This is a genomic window from Pseudomonas sp. GL-R-26 (assembly GCF_019947365.1).
Lineage (GTDB): Bacteria > Pseudomonadota > Gammaproteobacteria > Pseudomonadales > Pseudomonadaceae > Aquipseudomonas.
In genome coordinates this window covers 18,196-32,478 of sequence record NZ_JAGYGI010000002.1, presented here as the reverse complement: position 1 = coordinate 32,478, position 14,283 = coordinate 18,196, and the positions used below count along the sequence as shown (strand labels likewise).

Here is a 14,283-nt window from a genome sequence, read left to right as displayed (position 1 = left end):
CAACGGGGGCAAGCCCCCTCGCCACAAAAGCCTCTTTGTCCCTCTTATCGTGCCGCCTTGCGCGGCACGATTTTCTTCAGCAGCAATTTTGCCTTGCCGCGCAACCGCGCCAGACCCGAATCCTTCCCCGGCGGGGTCAGACCCTGCTGCCTCACCCAGTCCTTCCAGCGAATTCGTTCATCGCGAACCAGCCAGCCTTCCTGTCGGGCAAAACTCTCGGCCAGGTACAGTCCGCGCGTGCTGGCCGGGTACAGCTGATCCTTTTTCAAGGTGTACAGCTCGGCCATGGGGTGGCCGTCCTGCAAGGGCATCAAGTACAGATCGGGGCGCTTGCGGTCGAGACGGGCGACGAGTTGATCGCCTTCCAGTCGTTCATCGACATGGAACAGGCTCAGGGATTTGGCTTCCTTGGGTACGTCCAGGCGCAAGTCGTAGATCAGTTGCAGCGAGGCCGTTGGCAAATGCACGTAAGCCCGCGGGCGCTCCATCAGCATCAGGTTGGCGCAACGTACCGGCCGCGCCGAGCCGGACAGTGGTGACAAGCGAAACGGCAGGGCTTCACGGTAATGCAGGGCGGCCGAGTAGGGCGCCGGCAACCAGGTGTCGTTGAACCGCCCGCCGAGCCAACCTTCCGGGGTTTCCAGCAGGCATTCTTCGGCTATCTCCTGGATCGCCGTGTGCAAGGGCAGGTTCAGTTCATGGGCGGGCACGTACCCGGAGATCAGCTTGAGCACCACATCGCCACGGTCCTGCCGGCGTTGGCGCACCAGCACCCAATAGTCGCGATTCTGCCAATGCAGGGTCAGGCGCACCGAAACCCCAAGGTTGGCCAGTTCCAGGGCAAACCGTTCGCTGTCGCCGACCGTCACCGGGCGACGACGTTGCAGGGTCTGGGAGAAATTCAGCGGCCTGCCGACGCTCTGGTAAGCCAGGCCTTCGGGGGTCGCTTCGACAAATAACGGTAGGGTCTTGAAGTTGCTCGGGTTCTTTCTGATGAGCGTACGCGACATGTCGGCTCCTGCTTAAGGCCGCGTGGGCGGCGTCAGTGGCTACGTAGGACCTGGGCAACGGTCGCGACATTGTGGGCGAGGTGCAGCGGATTGATGGTCCCGACAATAGCACTGGCAACACCCGGATGTTCAAACAACAACTCGAAACTGGCGCGCACCGGATCCACTCCCGGACTCAGGCAGACATGACCGCTGGCGAGGGCTTTCTTGACCAGAATGGCTTTGCCGTGTGCAGCAGCATAGTCAATGACGGCCTTTTCGTTTTGTTCGTTCAGATTGTAGGTGACCATCGCGCAGTCGCCTTGCTCCAGTGCCTTCAGGCCACCGTCGACGGTTTTGCCGGAAAAGCCGAAACCGCGAATCTTGCCTTCGGCCTTGAGCGTGGCGAGGGTCTCGTAGACTTCGCAGTCATTGAGGATCGCCAGGTCGTTACCATCGGAGTGCACCAGCACCAGGTCGATGAAGTCTGTTTCCAGGCGTTGCAGGCTGCGTTCCACCGACATACGTGTGTGTGCGGCGCTGAAATCGTGACGGGACTGACCGTCGGCAAACTCTTCGCCGACCTTGCTGACAATCACCCAATCCTGACGTTGACCGCGCAGCAACGGGCCCAGGCGTTCTTCGCTGCGACCATAGGCCGGGGCGGTGTCGATCAGGTTGATGCCCAGGTCGCGGGCGAGTTTGAGCAGCATGCGTGCTTCATCGTCATCGGGAATCTGGAAGCCGTTGGGGTACTTCACCCCTTGGTCGCGGCCCAGTTTCACCGTGCCCAGGCCCAGGGGGGAAACCAGCAGGCCGGTGCTGCCCAGCGGGCGATGCAAGTCGTGCAGGGTCGGTTGGCTCATGGCAGCAGTTGCTCCCAGGCCGGTACGCCCATCGGCGGCTTCGGCAGTTCAGGCAGTGCTGCCGGGTGGCTTGGCTGGATACCGTCGCGGGTCAGGCTGGCGATCACGCGGTCGGCGAAGTCCGGAGCCAGGGCGAGTTTGGTCGGCCAGCCCACCAGCAGTCGGCCTTCCTCGGCCACAAAGGCGTTGTCGGGACGGGTCAAACCTGATTGCAGCGGTTCGGCGCGATCCACGCGCAAGGTGGCCCATTGCACCGTGCTCAGGTCGATCCATGGCAGCAATTGGCCGAGTTCTTTCTGTGCGGTGGCGATCTGCTCGGCGGGCTCACGGGTCACGCCTTCGGATTCTGCGATATCGCCGCCCAGGTACCAGACCCATTGGCCATCCGCCGCCGGGTGCGTGGTCACAGTGATGCGCGGTTTGGTGCCACCGCCCAGGCAGTGGGCGTACAGCGGTTTGAGGCTTGGCCCCTTGGCGATGATCATGTGCAACGGGCGGCGCTGCATGGCGGGCTGGCTCAGGCCCAGCGTTTCAAGCAATGCCGCGGTTCCGGCACCGGCGCTCAGGACGATGCGCTGGGCACGGATCTCGCGCCCGTCCACCTTCAGGCCGACCAGCACGCCGCCTTCCAGCAACGGCTCGATCTTCTGCCCGGCGAGCAAGCCATCTCCGGCCAGGTCGGCCAGGCGCTGGATCAGGCTCGGCACGTCGACCACCAGTTCCGCCAAGCGATAGACCTTGCCCTTGAAGCGCTTGTCTTGCAGGGCCGGCGGCAATTGCTCGCCCTTGACCTGATCGACGCGACCGCGCACGGCTTTGCTGGCAAAGAAACTGGTGAGGTTGCCGGCGAGGGTGCCGGGGGACCAAAGGTAATGGGCTTCGGACAGCAGGCGTACGCCGGACAGGTCCAACTCGCCGTCACCGGCCAGGGCTTCACGCCAGCGGCGCGGCATGTCGGCGATGGCTTCCGAGGCGCCGGTCAGGGCGCCGTGCAGCGCGTATTTGGCGCCGCCGTGGATGATGCCCTGGGACTTCACACTCTGCCCGCCGCCGAGGCTGGCGCTTTCCACCAGCACGGTCGAAAAACCCTGGCGACGCAGTCGCGCATTCAGCCAGAGGCCGGCGACACCAGCGCCGACAATCAGCACGTCGGTGGAAATAACGGATGGCATGCAGCGACCTCTGTGTTCAAGACGAGGGCGCAGTATACAGACTCAAAGTGGAGGGGATTTACTGGATCTAGAGGTGAACACAAAACCTGTGGGAGCGAGCCTGCTCGCGATGAGGGTGTATCAGTCGATATCAATGTCGACTGATACACCGCTTTCGCGAGCAGGCTCGCTCCTACAGTGAAATGTGCTTCGTCCTTAGTGGCCGGCCGTCTTGGAGAAGAGCTGGATGACCACGACGCCCAGCACAATCAACGCCATCCCCAGCATCGCCGGCACGTCCAGCTTCTGCCCATAAATAAACAGCGCCGCGACGCTGACCATCACGATCCCCATACCGGCCCACACGGCGTACGCTACGCCCACGGGAACGCTGCGCACCACCAGGGTCAGCATCCAGAAGGCGATGCCGTAACCGACGATGACCAACACCAGTGGCAGCGGGGTGCTGATGCCTTTGACCGCTTTCATCGAAACAGTGGCAATCACTTCGGCGCAGATGGCAATGGCCAGGTAGTAGTAAGCGGTCATGGGTCAATCCTCGTGTGAAGTGTTGCTCTCTGAGGTCGGCATTCTAGAGATTCGCCAGATGCGGTAAAGTCATTACCTATCTGTTTTGAAGATGGGTTGAGCCATGAGTATGCAATGGAATCTGGAGCAGCTACGGTTGTTTGTCAGCGTAGCGGAGCAGCGGTCGTTTTCTGCCGTGGCGCGGGATCAGCGCAAGGCGCAGTCGGCGGTCAGCAGTTCGATAGCGTTACTGGAGGAAGACCTGGGCGTCAGCCTGTTCGACCGCAGCAGTGGCCGTCAGCCGAAACTCACTGAAGCCGGCACGGCTTTGCTGGACGAAGCACGGGAGGTGTTGCGCCAGTGCGAACGACTCAACGGCCGGGCGCTGGCGATGATGCGCGGGCAGGAGGCGCGACTGCGTGTGGCGCAGGATGAAGCGATGCCTTATCAGCCGATCATCGAGAGCTTCGAGGCCCTGGCGGAAAAATTCCCCAGCCTTGAAGTGCAACTGACCAGCGCCGCCCAAGGCGATGTTGCGCGCAAGCTGGTGGAGCGGCGCGCCGATCTGGGGCTGCTGTTCTTTCACGATCAGATTCCCGAGGCACTTGAGCGACGGGTGCTGGGCAGTGTGGAAATGGTGACGGTGTGCGGCAAGGATCATCCGTTGGCGCTCAAAGGCGCAGTGGACGGCCAACAACTGGCGCAACATCGGCAGTTGCTGATGTCCACGGAGTCGAGCATTTATCCCGGCAGTGATCCTGCCAGCCCGCAAGTCTGGCGCGCCGACAGTTTCTATGTGATGGCCGAATGGCTGGTGCGCGGCCTCGGCTGGGCCTGGTTGCCACGCCACGTGGTGCAGTACCCGACCTATCAGAACCAGATGGTCGAACTGGTCAGCGAGTGGACCCCGCCGGCCCTGGTGGTGGAGCTGGTATGGCGCCGGGATGAACCGCTCGGCCCGGCCGCGCGCTGGCTCGCCGAACGTTTTGCCGTGCACTTGCAGGCGATTGGCGAAAAAAGCCGATAAACTCCGCCGCCATGAATAGAACTCTCTACACCGCGCTGTTTTATCTGGGGCTGCCATTGGTAGCGATTCGGCTTTGGCTGCGCGCGCGCAAGGCGCCGGCGTACGCCAGGCGCATCGGCGAGCGCTTTTCCTGCGGGATGCCGGCGATGAAACCGGGCGGTATCTGGGTGCACGCCGTGTCGGTGGGCGAAAGCATTGCGGCCGCACCGATGATTCGCGCCTTGCTGGCGCGTTATCCGGATCTGCCGATCACCGTGACCTGCATGACCCCGACCGGTTCGGAACGCATCCACGCACTGTTCGCCAATGAGCCGCGCATCCAGCACTGTTATCTGCCCTATGACTTGCCTTGCGCTGCCCGGCGCTTCCTCGATCGGGTCCAGCCGAAACTGGCGGTGATCATGGAAACCGAATTGTGGCCCAACCATATCCATCAATGTGCCAAACGCGGGATCCCCGTGGCGCTGGCCAATGCGCGGCTGTCCGAGCGTTCGGCCAAGGGTTACGGTCGGTTCCCCAAGCTGACCCAGCCAATGCTGGCCGAGATGAGTCTGTTCGCGGTGCAGACCGAGGCCGAGGCGCAACGCTTGCGCAACCTGGGCGCGCGGACCGAAACCGTCGAAGTGACCGGTTCGATCAAGTTCGACCTGACCATTGACCCGCAACTGCTGGAGCGCGCCGTTGAATTGCGCGGGCAATGGCAGGCGCTGGAGCGACCGGTGTGGATCGCGGCCAGTACCCATGACGGCGAAGACGAGGTGGTGCTGGCGGCCCACCGTCAGTTGTTGGCCAGTCACCCCGATGCCCTGCTGATTCTGGTGCCGCGTCATCCGGAACGCTTCAATTCGGTGTTCGGGTTGTGCCAGCAACAAGGGTTTGCCACGGTCCGGCGTTCCAGAGGCGATGCGGTCAGCGCGAATACTTCAGTGCTGCTTGGCGACACCATGGGCGAGTTGCTGTTTCTCTACGCCCTGGCTGACAGCGCATTCGTCGGTGGCAGCCTGGTGCCGAATGGCGGGCATAACCTGCTGGAACCGGCGGCCCTGGCTAAACCTGTGTTGAGCGGTCCGCATCTTTTCAACTTCCTCGAAATCGCCGCGCAGTTGCGCAGTGCCGGGGCGTTGCAGGAAGTGGAGGATGCCGAAGGGCTGGCGGTGGCGGTGCAGCGGCTGTTCGAACTGCCGCGAGATGCGCAGCGCATGGCAGAGGCCGGGTTGAAAGTGATGCGCGCCAATCAGGGGGCATTGCAGCGGTTGCTGGATGGGTTGGGGCGGTTGATCAAGCGGTAGACCGAGTCGTATTCATTCGCGAGCAGGCTCGCTCCCACACTCGAAACACTGTGGGAGCGAGCCTGCTCGCGAAGCTTTTGCTTTTACTGATCAGGCCGCGCTTTCAACTGCTCCTCTGCCGCCTTGGCCAGATCCGGTGGCAGGAAGTCCTTGTCCGGGTTGTAGTTCGGATTGAGCCAGCGTGCCAGGACTTGCAGATCCCCCGGATTCAATGTGCCGGCCTGTTGCTTCAAGCGCAGGTTGTCGAGGATGTAGTCGTAGCGGGTGTTGTTGTAGTCGCGCACCGAAGTGTAGAGCTGACGCTGCGCATCCAGCACGTCGACGATGTTTCGCGTACCCACCTGATAGCCGATTTCAGTCGCTTCCACCGCGCTCTGGTTGGAGATGATCGATTGCTTGCGCGCCTGTACCTGCTCGACATCGGTGTTCACCGCGCGGTGCAGGTCGCGGGTGTTTTCCACGATCTGTCGGCGCAGGGATTCGCGTTGCTGCTCGGTCTGGTCCAGTTGTGCATAGGACTGACGCACCTGGGAGTTGATCAGGCCGCCGCTGTAGATCGGGATGTTCAGTTGCAGGCCCAAGGTCGTTTGCTCGACGTTGCCGCCGTATGCCTGGGGCAGGTTGTTCGGGTTGCTGAAGCCCAGTGCATCGTTGTCACCTTTCTCGTACTTGGCGACCGCATCAACCGTTGGCAAGTGCCCGGACCTGCGCTGCTTGAGGGTCTGCTCGGCGGCGCTGACGGCATAGTTGCTGGCCAACAGATTGAGGTTCTGCCTGCCCGCCGTTTCGACCCAGGCCTTGGCGTCGTTCGGTACTGGCGGCAGGATCGGCAGGTTATGGCTGATGCCCCAGATTGAGTTGTACTGACGGTTGGTCAGGGTGATCAATGCTTCAAAGGCGTCGTCCACCTGGCGCTGAGCAACGATGCGGTTGGCGCGCGCGGTGTCGTAGCTGGCCTGTGAGTTCAAGACGTCGGTCTTGTCCGAGAGGCCGACATCGAAACGTTCGTTGGATTGGTCGAGCTGGCGTTTGAACGCCGCTTCTTCGGCCTTGGTCGAGGCCAGGTTGTCCTGGCTGCGCAGCACGTTGAAATAGCTGTCAGCGGTTTGCAGGATCAGGTTTTGCTCGGTCGCCGAGAGCTGCAGGGCAGCCTGTTCGTTGACTTCCTTGGCGGCCTGGAACTGGAACCAGCGATCGGCGCGGAACAGCGGCTGCGCCAAAGTGGCCTGGTAGGAATGAGCATCGCGGTTGGTCGTGCCCGAAGGTTGATCGAGCGAGGTGCGCACCTCGGCAACATTGGCGCCGCCCGAGAGGTTCGGCAGCAGCCCGGCGCGGGCCTGGGGTACGACTTCTTTCTGCGCGCCGTATTGGGCGATGGCAGCCGCCAGGTCGGCGTTGTTGTTGACGGCTTCCTGATACACGCTGACCAGGTCCGTCTTGGCCGATAAGGGCACATCTGCTGCCCAGGCCATTCCGTTGGACGCACAAGACACGGCGAGGGCCAGTGAGAGTTTGCGCAGCATAGACGATCCCTAGAATTGATATTACAGAGGTAATTTGAGCGCCAAGGCTAAGGCCCCGCTTTGACAGCGTCAATGCCGGCTCAGCGTAGCGAGTGTAGTTGTGCATTGGGGCGGCAACAATCCTGATACTGCGTGTAATTACGCCATTCATCACGGTATTTGCAGTGGGGTTGGCGTTCTTTGCCAGTTGTGTCTAGACTGGCCGGGTTCTTGTCGGGGTGCCTTGCTATGAGGCTGAGATCGAATAATTTCGGATCCCGTTGAACCTGATCAGGTTAGCGCCTGCGTAGGGAACAAGATTTCTCGTCACCCGGCGAGTCCTCTTGTGCTTCGTCCGGGATGTTGTTCGACAATCGAACACCCCTCGAGCACTGAGCACAGCACAGCTGGTCTTCCCAGCGCCCGTGCGTCCATTCGTTTACAGGTTCGCTCCGACAAAAATCCACTGCCTGGATGTGTGTCTGGAGAGCCCGTGATGACTACAAAAGCAAAAATCGCCACTAACCTGAGTGACTCGGCCAAGGTCGATCAGCAATCGGTTCAGCCGTTTACCCGCTCGCAAAAAATCTATGTTCAGGGCACACGCCCGGACATCCTCGTGCCGATGCGCGAAATCAGCCTGGACGTGACGCCGACCGACTTCGGTGGCGAGGTCAACGCACCGGTAGTGGTGTACGACACTTCGGGCCCGTACACCGACCCCAATGTCATCATCGATGTGCGTAAAGGCCTGGCCGACGTGCGTTCGCCGTGGATCGAATCCCGTGGCGACACCGAGCGCCTGAGCGGCCTGAGCTCGAATTTCGGCCAGGAGCGCCTTGCCGATCCGGAGCTGACCAAGCTGCGCTTCGCCCACGTCAACAACCCGCGCCGCGCCAAGCCGGGTGCCAACGTCAGCCAGATGCACTACGCGCGCCAAGGCATCATCACCGCCGAGATGGAATACGTTGCCATCCGCGAAAACATGAAGCTGGAAGTGGCCCGCGCCGCCGGCCTGCTGGACCAGCAACACGCCGGCCACAGCTTCGGCGCCAGTGTGCCGAAAATCATCACCCCCGAATTCGTCCGTGACGAAATCGCCCGTGGCCGCGCGATCATTCCGGCCAACATCAACCACACCGAACTGGAACCGATGATCATCGGCCGTAACTTCCTGGTGAAGATCAACGGCAACATCGGCAACAGCGCACTGGGTTCGTCGATCGAAGAGGAAGTGGCGAAACTGACCTGGGGTATTCGCTGGGGTTCGGACACGGTCATGGACCTGTCCACCGGCAAGCACATCCACGAAACCCGCGAGTGGATCATCCGCAACTCGCCGGTGCCGATCGGTACGGTTCCGATCTACCAGGCCCTGGAAAAAGTCGGCGGCGCGGCCGAAGACCTGACCTGGGAGCTGTTCCGCGACACGCTGATCGAGCAGGCCGAGCAGGGCGTCGACTACTTCACCATCCACGCCGGCGTGCTGCTGCGCTACGTGCCGATGACCGCCAAGCGCGTGACCGGCATCGTCTCCCGTGGCGGTTCGATCATGGCCAAGTGGTGCCTGGCGCACCACAAAGAGAACTTCCTCTACACCCATTTCGAAGACATCTGCGAAATCATGAAGGCCTACGACGTCAGCTTCTCGCTGGGCGATGGCCTGCGTCCGGGCTCGATTGCCGACGCCAACGACGAAGCGCAGTTCGGCGAACTGGAGACCCTCGGCGAGCTGACCAAGATTGCCTGGAAGCACGACGTGCAGTGCATGATCGAAGGCCCGGGCCACGTGCCGATGCAGCTGATCAAAGAGAACATGGACAAGCAGCTGGAGTGCTGCGACGAGGCGCCGTTCTACACCCTCGGCCCGCTGACCACCGACATCGCGCCGGGCTACGATCACATCACCTCCGGTATCGGCGCGGCGATGATCGGCTGGTTCGGTTGCGCCATGCTCTGCTACGTGACGCCGAAGGAGCACTTGGGCCTGCCGAACAAGGATGACGTGAAGACCGGGATCATCACCTACAAGATCGCCGCGCATGCCGCCGATCTGGCGAAGGGGCACCCGGGCGCACAGATCCGCGACAATGCCTTGAGCAAGGCGCGTTTCGAGTTCCGTTGGGAAGACCAGTTCAACCTGGGGCTCGATCCGGACACCGCGCGTTCGTATCACGACGAAACCCTGCCGAAGGATTCGGCCAAGGTCGCGCACTTCTGCTCGATGTGCGGGCCGAAATTCTGCTCGATGAAGATCACCCAGGAAGTCCGCGAGTATGCGGCCAACCAACGGATCGAAGCGGTCGACGTGGACGTCGCCCAGGGCATGGCCGAACAGGCCGAGCGCTTCAAGCAGGAAGGCAGTCAGCTGTACCAGAAAGTTTGATTCGGCACTGATAACCCTGTGGCGAGGGGGCTTGTCGGGCCGCCGCACCGCCCCGTTCGGCCGCGAAGCGGTCGTAAATCCGGCGATGAGTTCTCACAGGCAGAATTCAGTTGTCTGTTTTGGGGCTGCTTCGCAGCCCAACGGGGGCAAGCCCCCTCGCCACAAGGGCGTGTGTGAACAACACAACAACAAATGTCCCTCTGAGATAACACCCTTGAGCATTCAACCCAGCACTTATTCTCCCGATATCGCAGTGCCGACCGACAAACGTGTCTTCGGCGGCCGCGACCTGTTTTCCCTGTGGTTCTCCCTCGGCATCGGCCTGATGGTCCTGCAGACCGGTGCATTGCTCGCGCCGGGCCTGGGCCTGTCCGGATCGTTGCTGGCAATTTTTCTCGGCACCCTGGTCGGCGTTCTGCTGCTGGCCGCCGTCGGGGTGATCGGCAGTGACACCGGCCTGTCGTCGATGGCCGCGCTCAAGCTCAGCTTAGGCGCCAAAGGTGCGAGCCTGCCGGCGGTGTTGAACCTGCTGCAACTGATCGGCTGGGGTTCGTTCGAAATCATCGTCATGCGCGATGCCGCCAGCCTGTTGGGCGCGAAGGCTTTCAGCGAAGGCAGCCTGCTGTCCAATCCCGTGCTGTGGACGCTGTTCTTCGGCGCACTGGCGACCTTGCTGGCCGTCAGCGGTCCGCTGACTTTCGTGCGGCAGATCCTGCGCAAATGGGGCATCTGGCTGCTGCTGGCCGCGTGCACCTGGCTGACCTGGAACCTGTTCGCCAAGGCTGACCTGGCCGCGTTGTGGGCCCAGGCCGGTGACGGGTCGATGCCGTTCGCCGTGGGGTTCGACATCGCCATTGCCATGCCGCTCTCGTGGTTGCCGCTGATCGCCGACTACTCGCGCTTCGGCAAACGGGCGAAAAACGTCTTCGGTGGCACCGCCATCGGTTTCTTCATCGGTAATTTCTGGCTGATGAGCCTGGGCGTGGCCTACACCCTGGCGTTCGCGCCGAGCGGTGAAGTCAATGCCTTGCTGCTGGCGCTGGCCGGTGCCGGCCTGGGGATTCCGCTGCTGCTGATTCTTCTGGATGAATCGGAAAACGCCTTTGCCGATATTCACTCGGCGGCGGTGTCCAGCGGGATTCTGCTGCGCGCCAAAGTCGAGCACCTGGCACTGGCCATCGGCGTTATCTGCACGCTGATTGCCCTGCTGGCGCCATTGGCTCAGTACCAGAACTTCCTGTTGCTTATCGGTTCGGTGTTTGCGCCGTTGTTCGGCGTGGTGTTGGTGGATCACTTCATCCTGCGCAAGCGCAGCGCCCAGGTGGCCTCGGCCGCACTGCGCTGGCCGGCGCTGCTCGCCTGGCTGGGCGGGGTCAGCACCTATCACTTGTTGGCCAACCTGTATCCGGACATCGGTGCAACCCTGCCGGCACTGGTAGTGGCAGGGTTGCTCCAGCTCGTGCTGGGCCGGGCCTTCAGTTACGGCCGGGAAACAGCTCGGGCTTGATGATGCCGTTCAGGCGAGGGTAGGGGATCTTCAGTTCGACATGGCCCAGCGCGTAAGGCGCGATGGTGCTGGTTTCGTACTTGAGGATCACCCCTCCGTAGGTCAGCGCCACGTTCTGGGTTTTCTGGAACGGCCAGCTCTTCACGAACTCCGGTTCCTGATCGAGCTTGGTGCTGATCAGCCAGCTGTTGTGTGCCACTTGCGCGGCTTTCCAGAACGCGTCTTCCTGCCCTGGCACCAGCATGTCCGACAGCGTCAACACTTTATGCTGCTGGCGCGAATAGTTGATGAAACCTCGACCTGGGGTGCCATGGGCACCGCCAGTGTCCAGGTAGCTGGACAATTCGACGATCACCAAGCCGTCATGCTGCTCGCGTACCTTTGCCTGCAGATAGCTGCTGTTGCGCGGGCCGGCGGTGCGCAAAAACTCATCGCGATAGGCTGCCAGGGTCGGCGCGACGGGGGCGTCAGGCGAGGTACGGGTCAATTGCAGCAGGCGTTTTTCGATGATGCCGTCCAGTGCAGGCTCGTCCGGGAAGTGCAGGGTGTCGATGTTGACCAGCGGGCAATCCGGGTTGCTGCAACCGGGCTTGAGTTGCTCGGAGGCGTCGCGGGTGGTTTCCAGCGGCGTCCGGTAGTTGGGCTGGAACAGGCTCGCGCAAGCGCCCAGGGTCAGGGCGATAGCGGCCACGGAGGCGATTTTGAAAAGCGACATGAGCGTCCTTTCTGAAACAGGGGAAGGCAAAAAGTTACCGGCTTCGACTCTCAACAAAGCAGTCAGTTCGCCACTAAGCTAATTAGAGTGGGTTTCGCCCTCACCGTCTATCCCGCTGACGGGAAAGGGGCTGCATCAAACGTCACGGGCGCGTTAGGATGGCGCGAAGTCGAGGCCCAGGAAAAAAGCAACCTCGAACAGGATTTGCAGTAAAAGAGGATAGTCATGACGGATTTTGCCAACGCCATTCCGACCGCCGTTGATATCGTGCGGCGCGAAAAGTGCTACGAGGGCTTCTACAAACTCGAACGCGTGCACTTGCGCCACGAATTGTTCGCCGGGGGCATGAGCCGCGAGATCAATCGTGAAGTGTTCGTTCGCCATGACGCGGTCTGCATGCTGCCTTACGACCCGCAGCGCGATGAAGTGGTGCTGATCGAGCAGTTTCGCGTCGGTGCCATGGGCAAGACCGACAACCCGTGGCTGATCGAACTGGTCGCTGGTCTGATCGACAAGGATGAAGTGCCGGAAGCAGTTGCTCACCGCGAGGCGCAGGAGGAAGCTGGGCTGGTAATCGGGGCGCTCTGGCCGATGCTCAAATATTTTCCATCGCCGGGCGGCAGCAACGAGTTCGTGCATTTGTACCTGGGGCGTTGTGACACCACCGGGGTTGGCGGCCTGCATGGGCTGGAGGAAGAGGCAGAAGATATTCGCGTCACGGTCTGGGCTTTCGAAGATGCCCTGCAAGCCGTGCGCGACGGACGTATTGCCAACGCGGCGAGCATCATTGCCTTGCAATGGCTGGCTTTGAACCGTGTTGAAGTGAGGGGGTTATGGTCGTAAACAAGCTGCGCGATCGCTATCGGGTGGACCTGGTGGGGCTGCAAGCGTCCTGCGAGGCGAACTACGCGCGCCTGATGCGACTGCTGCCGGACATGCGCAGCGAGCCTGCCGCGCGGCGCATCGCCGTGACCCATGGCGACCAGATGCTCGGCGTGCTGGCCCTGGAAGTGCTGCTGACCTGTCCTTACACCACGACCCTGCAAGTGCGTCAGGAGCACAGCCTGCCCTGGCTGCCGGTGCCGCAACTGGAAGTGCAGGTCTATCACGACGCGCGCATGGCCGAAGTGGTCAGCGCCGAACATGCACGACGCTTTCGCGGCATCTATCCTTACCCGAATGCCTCGATGCACCAGCCGGACGAAAAGGCCCAGCTGAACATGTTTCTGGGCGAATGGCTGAGCCATTGCCTGGCGCTGGGGCATGAGTACGAAGTAGTACGTTAGTTGTGAAGCGCAGTTGTGAACTGTGTCAGGTTCACAGGTTTCCCCTTTTGATCGTCCCCCAGCATAATTGCGGCACTTATCCATCCCCGTGATCACGCCCTGGGAGAACGCCTTGCCGAGCGTATCCACATTGACCACCGCCGATCCGGCGTTGCTGGTGCAAATCTCCGACAGCCACCTGTTTGCCGAAGCGGACGGCGTGTTGCTGGGCATGAACACCCGCGACAGCCTGCAAAAGGTCATCGAACTGGTGCGCGCGCAACAGCCGCGGATTGACTTGATCCTGGCCACAGGTGACCTGTCCCAGGACGGGACGCTGGAGTCCTACCAGCTGTTTCGCGACATGACGCGCCAGCTCGATGCGCCGGCGCGCTGGATTCCCGGCAATCACGATGAGCCGCAGATCATGGCCGAGGCGGCGGTGCAGAGCGCTTTGCTGGAACCTGTGGTGGATATCGGCAACTGGCGGGTCACCTTGCTCGATTCGGCGGTGCCAGGCTCGGTGCCGGGTTATTTGCAGGATGAACAGCTGCAGTTGCTCGCCCGCTCGTTGAGCGAAGCGCCGGAACGCCATCATCTGGTGTGCTTCCACCATCACCCGGTGTCCATCGGTTGTGCATGGATGGAGCCGATTGGCTTGCGCAATCCCGAGGCGCTGTTCGCCGTGCTGGACCGTTTCGAACAGGTGCGTGCAGTGTTGTGGGGGCATGTGCATCAGGAAGTCGACCAGATGCGCAATGGTGTGCGGTTGATCGCCTCGCCCTCGACCTGCATCCAGTTCGAGCCGGGGAGCGAGGATTTCAAGGTCGGGGAACAGGCGCCGGGCTATCGCTGGTTGCGGTTGCTGCCCGACGGGCGGCTGGAAACCGGGGTGGAGCGGGTCACCGGGTTTGATTTCACCGTGGATTACGGTTCCAACGGCTACTGAAACACCCCCCCTGTAGGAGCAGCCGGTCGACGCTCGATTGCTCGCGATTAGCCTGAGAGCGCCGCAGGGCGCCAGGTTTTCACCGTTATCGTTGACGACCATCGCGAGC

Annotated in this window: 13 protein-coding genes and 1 riboswitch; of the genes, 7 read left to right on the top strand and 6 right to left on the bottom strand. The window is 61.8% G+C overall.

Features of this window, described 5'->3' with window-relative positions; translation table 11 throughout:
- Positions 1-44 precede the first annotated feature (44 nt).
- From KGA96_RS03410 to KGA96_RS03395, 4 genes are all read right to left on the bottom strand, one after another.
- Positions 45-1,010 (bottom strand): hypothetical protein, encoded by a 966-nt coding sequence (locus KGA96_RS03410; RefSeq protein WP_046039764.1) that lies wholly within the window; start codon positions 1,008-1,010, stop codon positions 45-47.
- 32 nt (positions 1,011-1,042) lie between these two features.
- Positions 1,043-1,855, bottom strand: a complete 813-nt coding sequence (locus tag KGA96_RS03405) for an aldo/keto reductase (RefSeq protein WP_046039765.1) — start codon at positions 1,853-1,855, stop codon at positions 1,043-1,045.
- Positions 1,852-3,027, bottom strand: a complete 1,176-nt coding sequence (locus KGA96_RS03400) for an NAD(P)/FAD-dependent oxidoreductase (RefSeq protein ID WP_046039767.1) — start codon at positions 3,025-3,027, stop codon at positions 1,852-1,854. Before KGA96_RS03400 ends, KGA96_RS03405 begins: the two co-directional genes overlap by 4 nt.
- A gap of 195 nt (positions 3,028-3,222) precedes the next feature.
- A complete protein-coding gene (locus KGA96_RS03395; RefSeq protein ID WP_046039768.1) occupies positions 3,223-3,555 on the bottom strand; it encodes a DMT family transporter in 333 nt (110 codons plus the stop codon).
- A 103-nt stretch (positions 3,556-3,658) separates the two neighbouring features.
- Between KGA96_RS03395 and KGA96_RS03390 the strand changes: the two genes are divergently transcribed.
- Both KGA96_RS03390 and waaA read left to right on the top strand, forming a co-directional pair.
- Complete coding sequence (locus KGA96_RS03390) at positions 3,659-4,561, top strand: LysR family transcriptional regulator (protein WP_185754764.1); 903 nt, start codon at positions 3,659-3,661, stop codon at positions 4,559-4,561.
- 11 nt (positions 4,562-4,572) lie between these two features.
- Positions 4,573-5,850, top strand: a complete 1,278-nt coding sequence (gene waaA / locus KGA96_RS03385) for a lipid IV(A) 3-deoxy-D-manno-octulosonic acid transferase (RefSeq protein ID WP_046039772.1) — start codon at positions 4,573-4,575, stop codon at positions 5,848-5,850.
- Positions 5,851-5,933: 83 nt separating this feature from the next.
- Here the strand turns inward: waaA and KGA96_RS03380 are convergent, their stop codons facing one another.
- Positions 5,934-7,373, bottom strand: coding sequence for a TolC family outer membrane protein (locus KGA96_RS03380; RefSeq protein WP_046039773.1), 1,440 nt, complete (start codon positions 7,371-7,373; stop codon positions 5,934-5,936).
- A 204-nt stretch (positions 7,374-7,577) separates the two neighbouring features.
- Positions 7,578-7,683: riboswitch (TPP riboswitch) on the top strand.
- Positions 7,684-7,848: 165 nt separating this feature from the next.
- Between KGA96_RS03380 and thiC the strand changes: the two genes are divergently transcribed.
- Together thiC and cytX are read left to right on the top strand one after the other, a co-directional pair.
- Positions 7,849-9,738, top strand: a complete 1,890-nt coding sequence (gene thiC / locus KGA96_RS03375; protein WP_046039775.1) for a phosphomethylpyrimidine synthase ThiC — start codon at positions 7,849-7,851, stop codon at positions 9,736-9,738.
- Positions 9,739-9,952: 214 nt separating this feature from the next.
- On the top strand, positions 9,953-11,245 hold the full coding sequence (gene cytX / locus KGA96_RS03370; protein WP_223511572.1) for a putative hydroxymethylpyrimidine transporter CytX: 1,293 nt from the start codon (positions 9,953-9,955) through the stop codon (positions 11,243-11,245).
- On the opposite strand, the gene KGA96_RS03365 is transcribed toward cytX, so the two are convergent.
- Entirely contained in the window at positions 11,214-11,960 is a 747-nt protein-coding gene (locus tag KGA96_RS03365) for an RsiV family protein (RefSeq protein ID WP_046039779.1), read from the bottom strand. The genes cytX and KGA96_RS03365 overlap by 32 nt on opposite strands.
- Positions 11,961-12,185: 225 nt before the next feature.
- Here KGA96_RS03365 and KGA96_RS03360 point away from each other — a divergent pair, with 225 nt between their 5' ends.
- The 3 genes from KGA96_RS03360 to cpdA all read left to right on the top strand — a co-directional run bounded on the left by KGA96_RS03360 (position 12,186) and on the right by cpdA (position 14,174).
- Positions 12,186-12,803 carry an NUDIX domain-containing protein gene (locus KGA96_RS03360; RefSeq protein ID WP_008016925.1) on the top strand — a complete coding sequence of 206 codons (618 nt, stop codon included), beginning with the start codon at positions 12,186-12,188 and terminating at the stop codon, positions 12,801-12,803.
- Positions 12,794-13,246, top strand: a complete 453-nt coding sequence (locus KGA96_RS03355) for a DUF1249 domain-containing protein (RefSeq protein ID WP_007977461.1) — start codon at positions 12,794-12,796, stop codon at positions 13,244-13,246. The genes KGA96_RS03360 and KGA96_RS03355 overlap by 10 nt, the downstream gene beginning before the upstream one ends.
- 112 nt (positions 13,247-13,358) lie before the next feature.
- On the top strand, positions 13,359-14,174 hold the full coding sequence (gene cpdA, locus KGA96_RS03350) for a 3',5'-cyclic-AMP phosphodiesterase (RefSeq protein WP_046039783.1): 816 nt from the start codon (positions 13,359-13,361) through the stop codon (positions 14,172-14,174).
- Positions 14,175-14,283: the final 109 nt, after the last annotated feature.

What these genes read in the sequence shown, in the direction of transcription:
- waaA (WP_046039772.1), top strand. Translation starts at nt 4,573, where the DNA reads ATGAATAGAACTCTCTACACCGCGCTGTTTTATCTGGGGCTGCCATTG.
- KGA96_RS03390 (WP_185754764.1), top strand. Translation starts at nt 3,659, where the DNA reads ATGAGTATGCAATGGAATCTGGAGCAGCTACGGTTGTTTGTCAGCGTA.
- KGA96_RS03380 (WP_046039773.1), bottom strand. Translation starts at nt 7,373, where the DNA reads ATGCTGCGCAAACTCTCACTGGCCCTCGCCGTGTCTTGTGCGTCCAAC.
- KGA96_RS03365 (WP_046039779.1), bottom strand. Translation starts at nt 11,960, where the DNA reads ATGTCGCTTTTCAAAATCGCCTCCGTGGCCGCTATCGCCCTGACCCTG.
- KGA96_RS03400 (WP_046039767.1), bottom strand. Translation starts at nt 3,027, where the DNA reads ATGCCATCCGTTATTTCCACCGACGTGCTGATTGTCGGCGCTGGTGTC.
- KGA96_RS03355 (WP_007977461.1), top strand. Translation starts at nt 12,794, where the DNA reads ATGGTCGTAAACAAGCTGCGCGATCGCTATCGGGTGGACCTGGTGGGG.
- KGA96_RS03405 (WP_046039765.1), bottom strand. Translation starts at nt 1,855, where the DNA reads ATGAGCCAACCGACCCTGCACGACTTGCATCGCCCGCTGGGCAGCACC.
- KGA96_RS03395 (WP_046039768.1), bottom strand. Translation starts at nt 3,555, where the DNA reads ATGACCGCTTACTACTACCTGGCCATTGCCATCTGCGCCGAAGTGATT.
- KGA96_RS03360 (WP_008016925.1), top strand. Translation starts at nt 12,186, where the DNA reads ATGACGGATTTTGCCAACGCCATTCCGACCGCCGTTGATATCGTGCGG.
- KGA96_RS03410 (WP_046039764.1), bottom strand. Translation starts at nt 1,010, where the DNA reads ATGTCGCGTACGCTCATCAGAAAGAACCCGAGCAACTTCAAGACCCTA.
- thiC (WP_046039775.1), top strand. Translation starts at nt 7,849, where the DNA reads ATGACTACAAAAGCAAAAATCGCCACTAACCTGAGTGACTCGGCCAAG.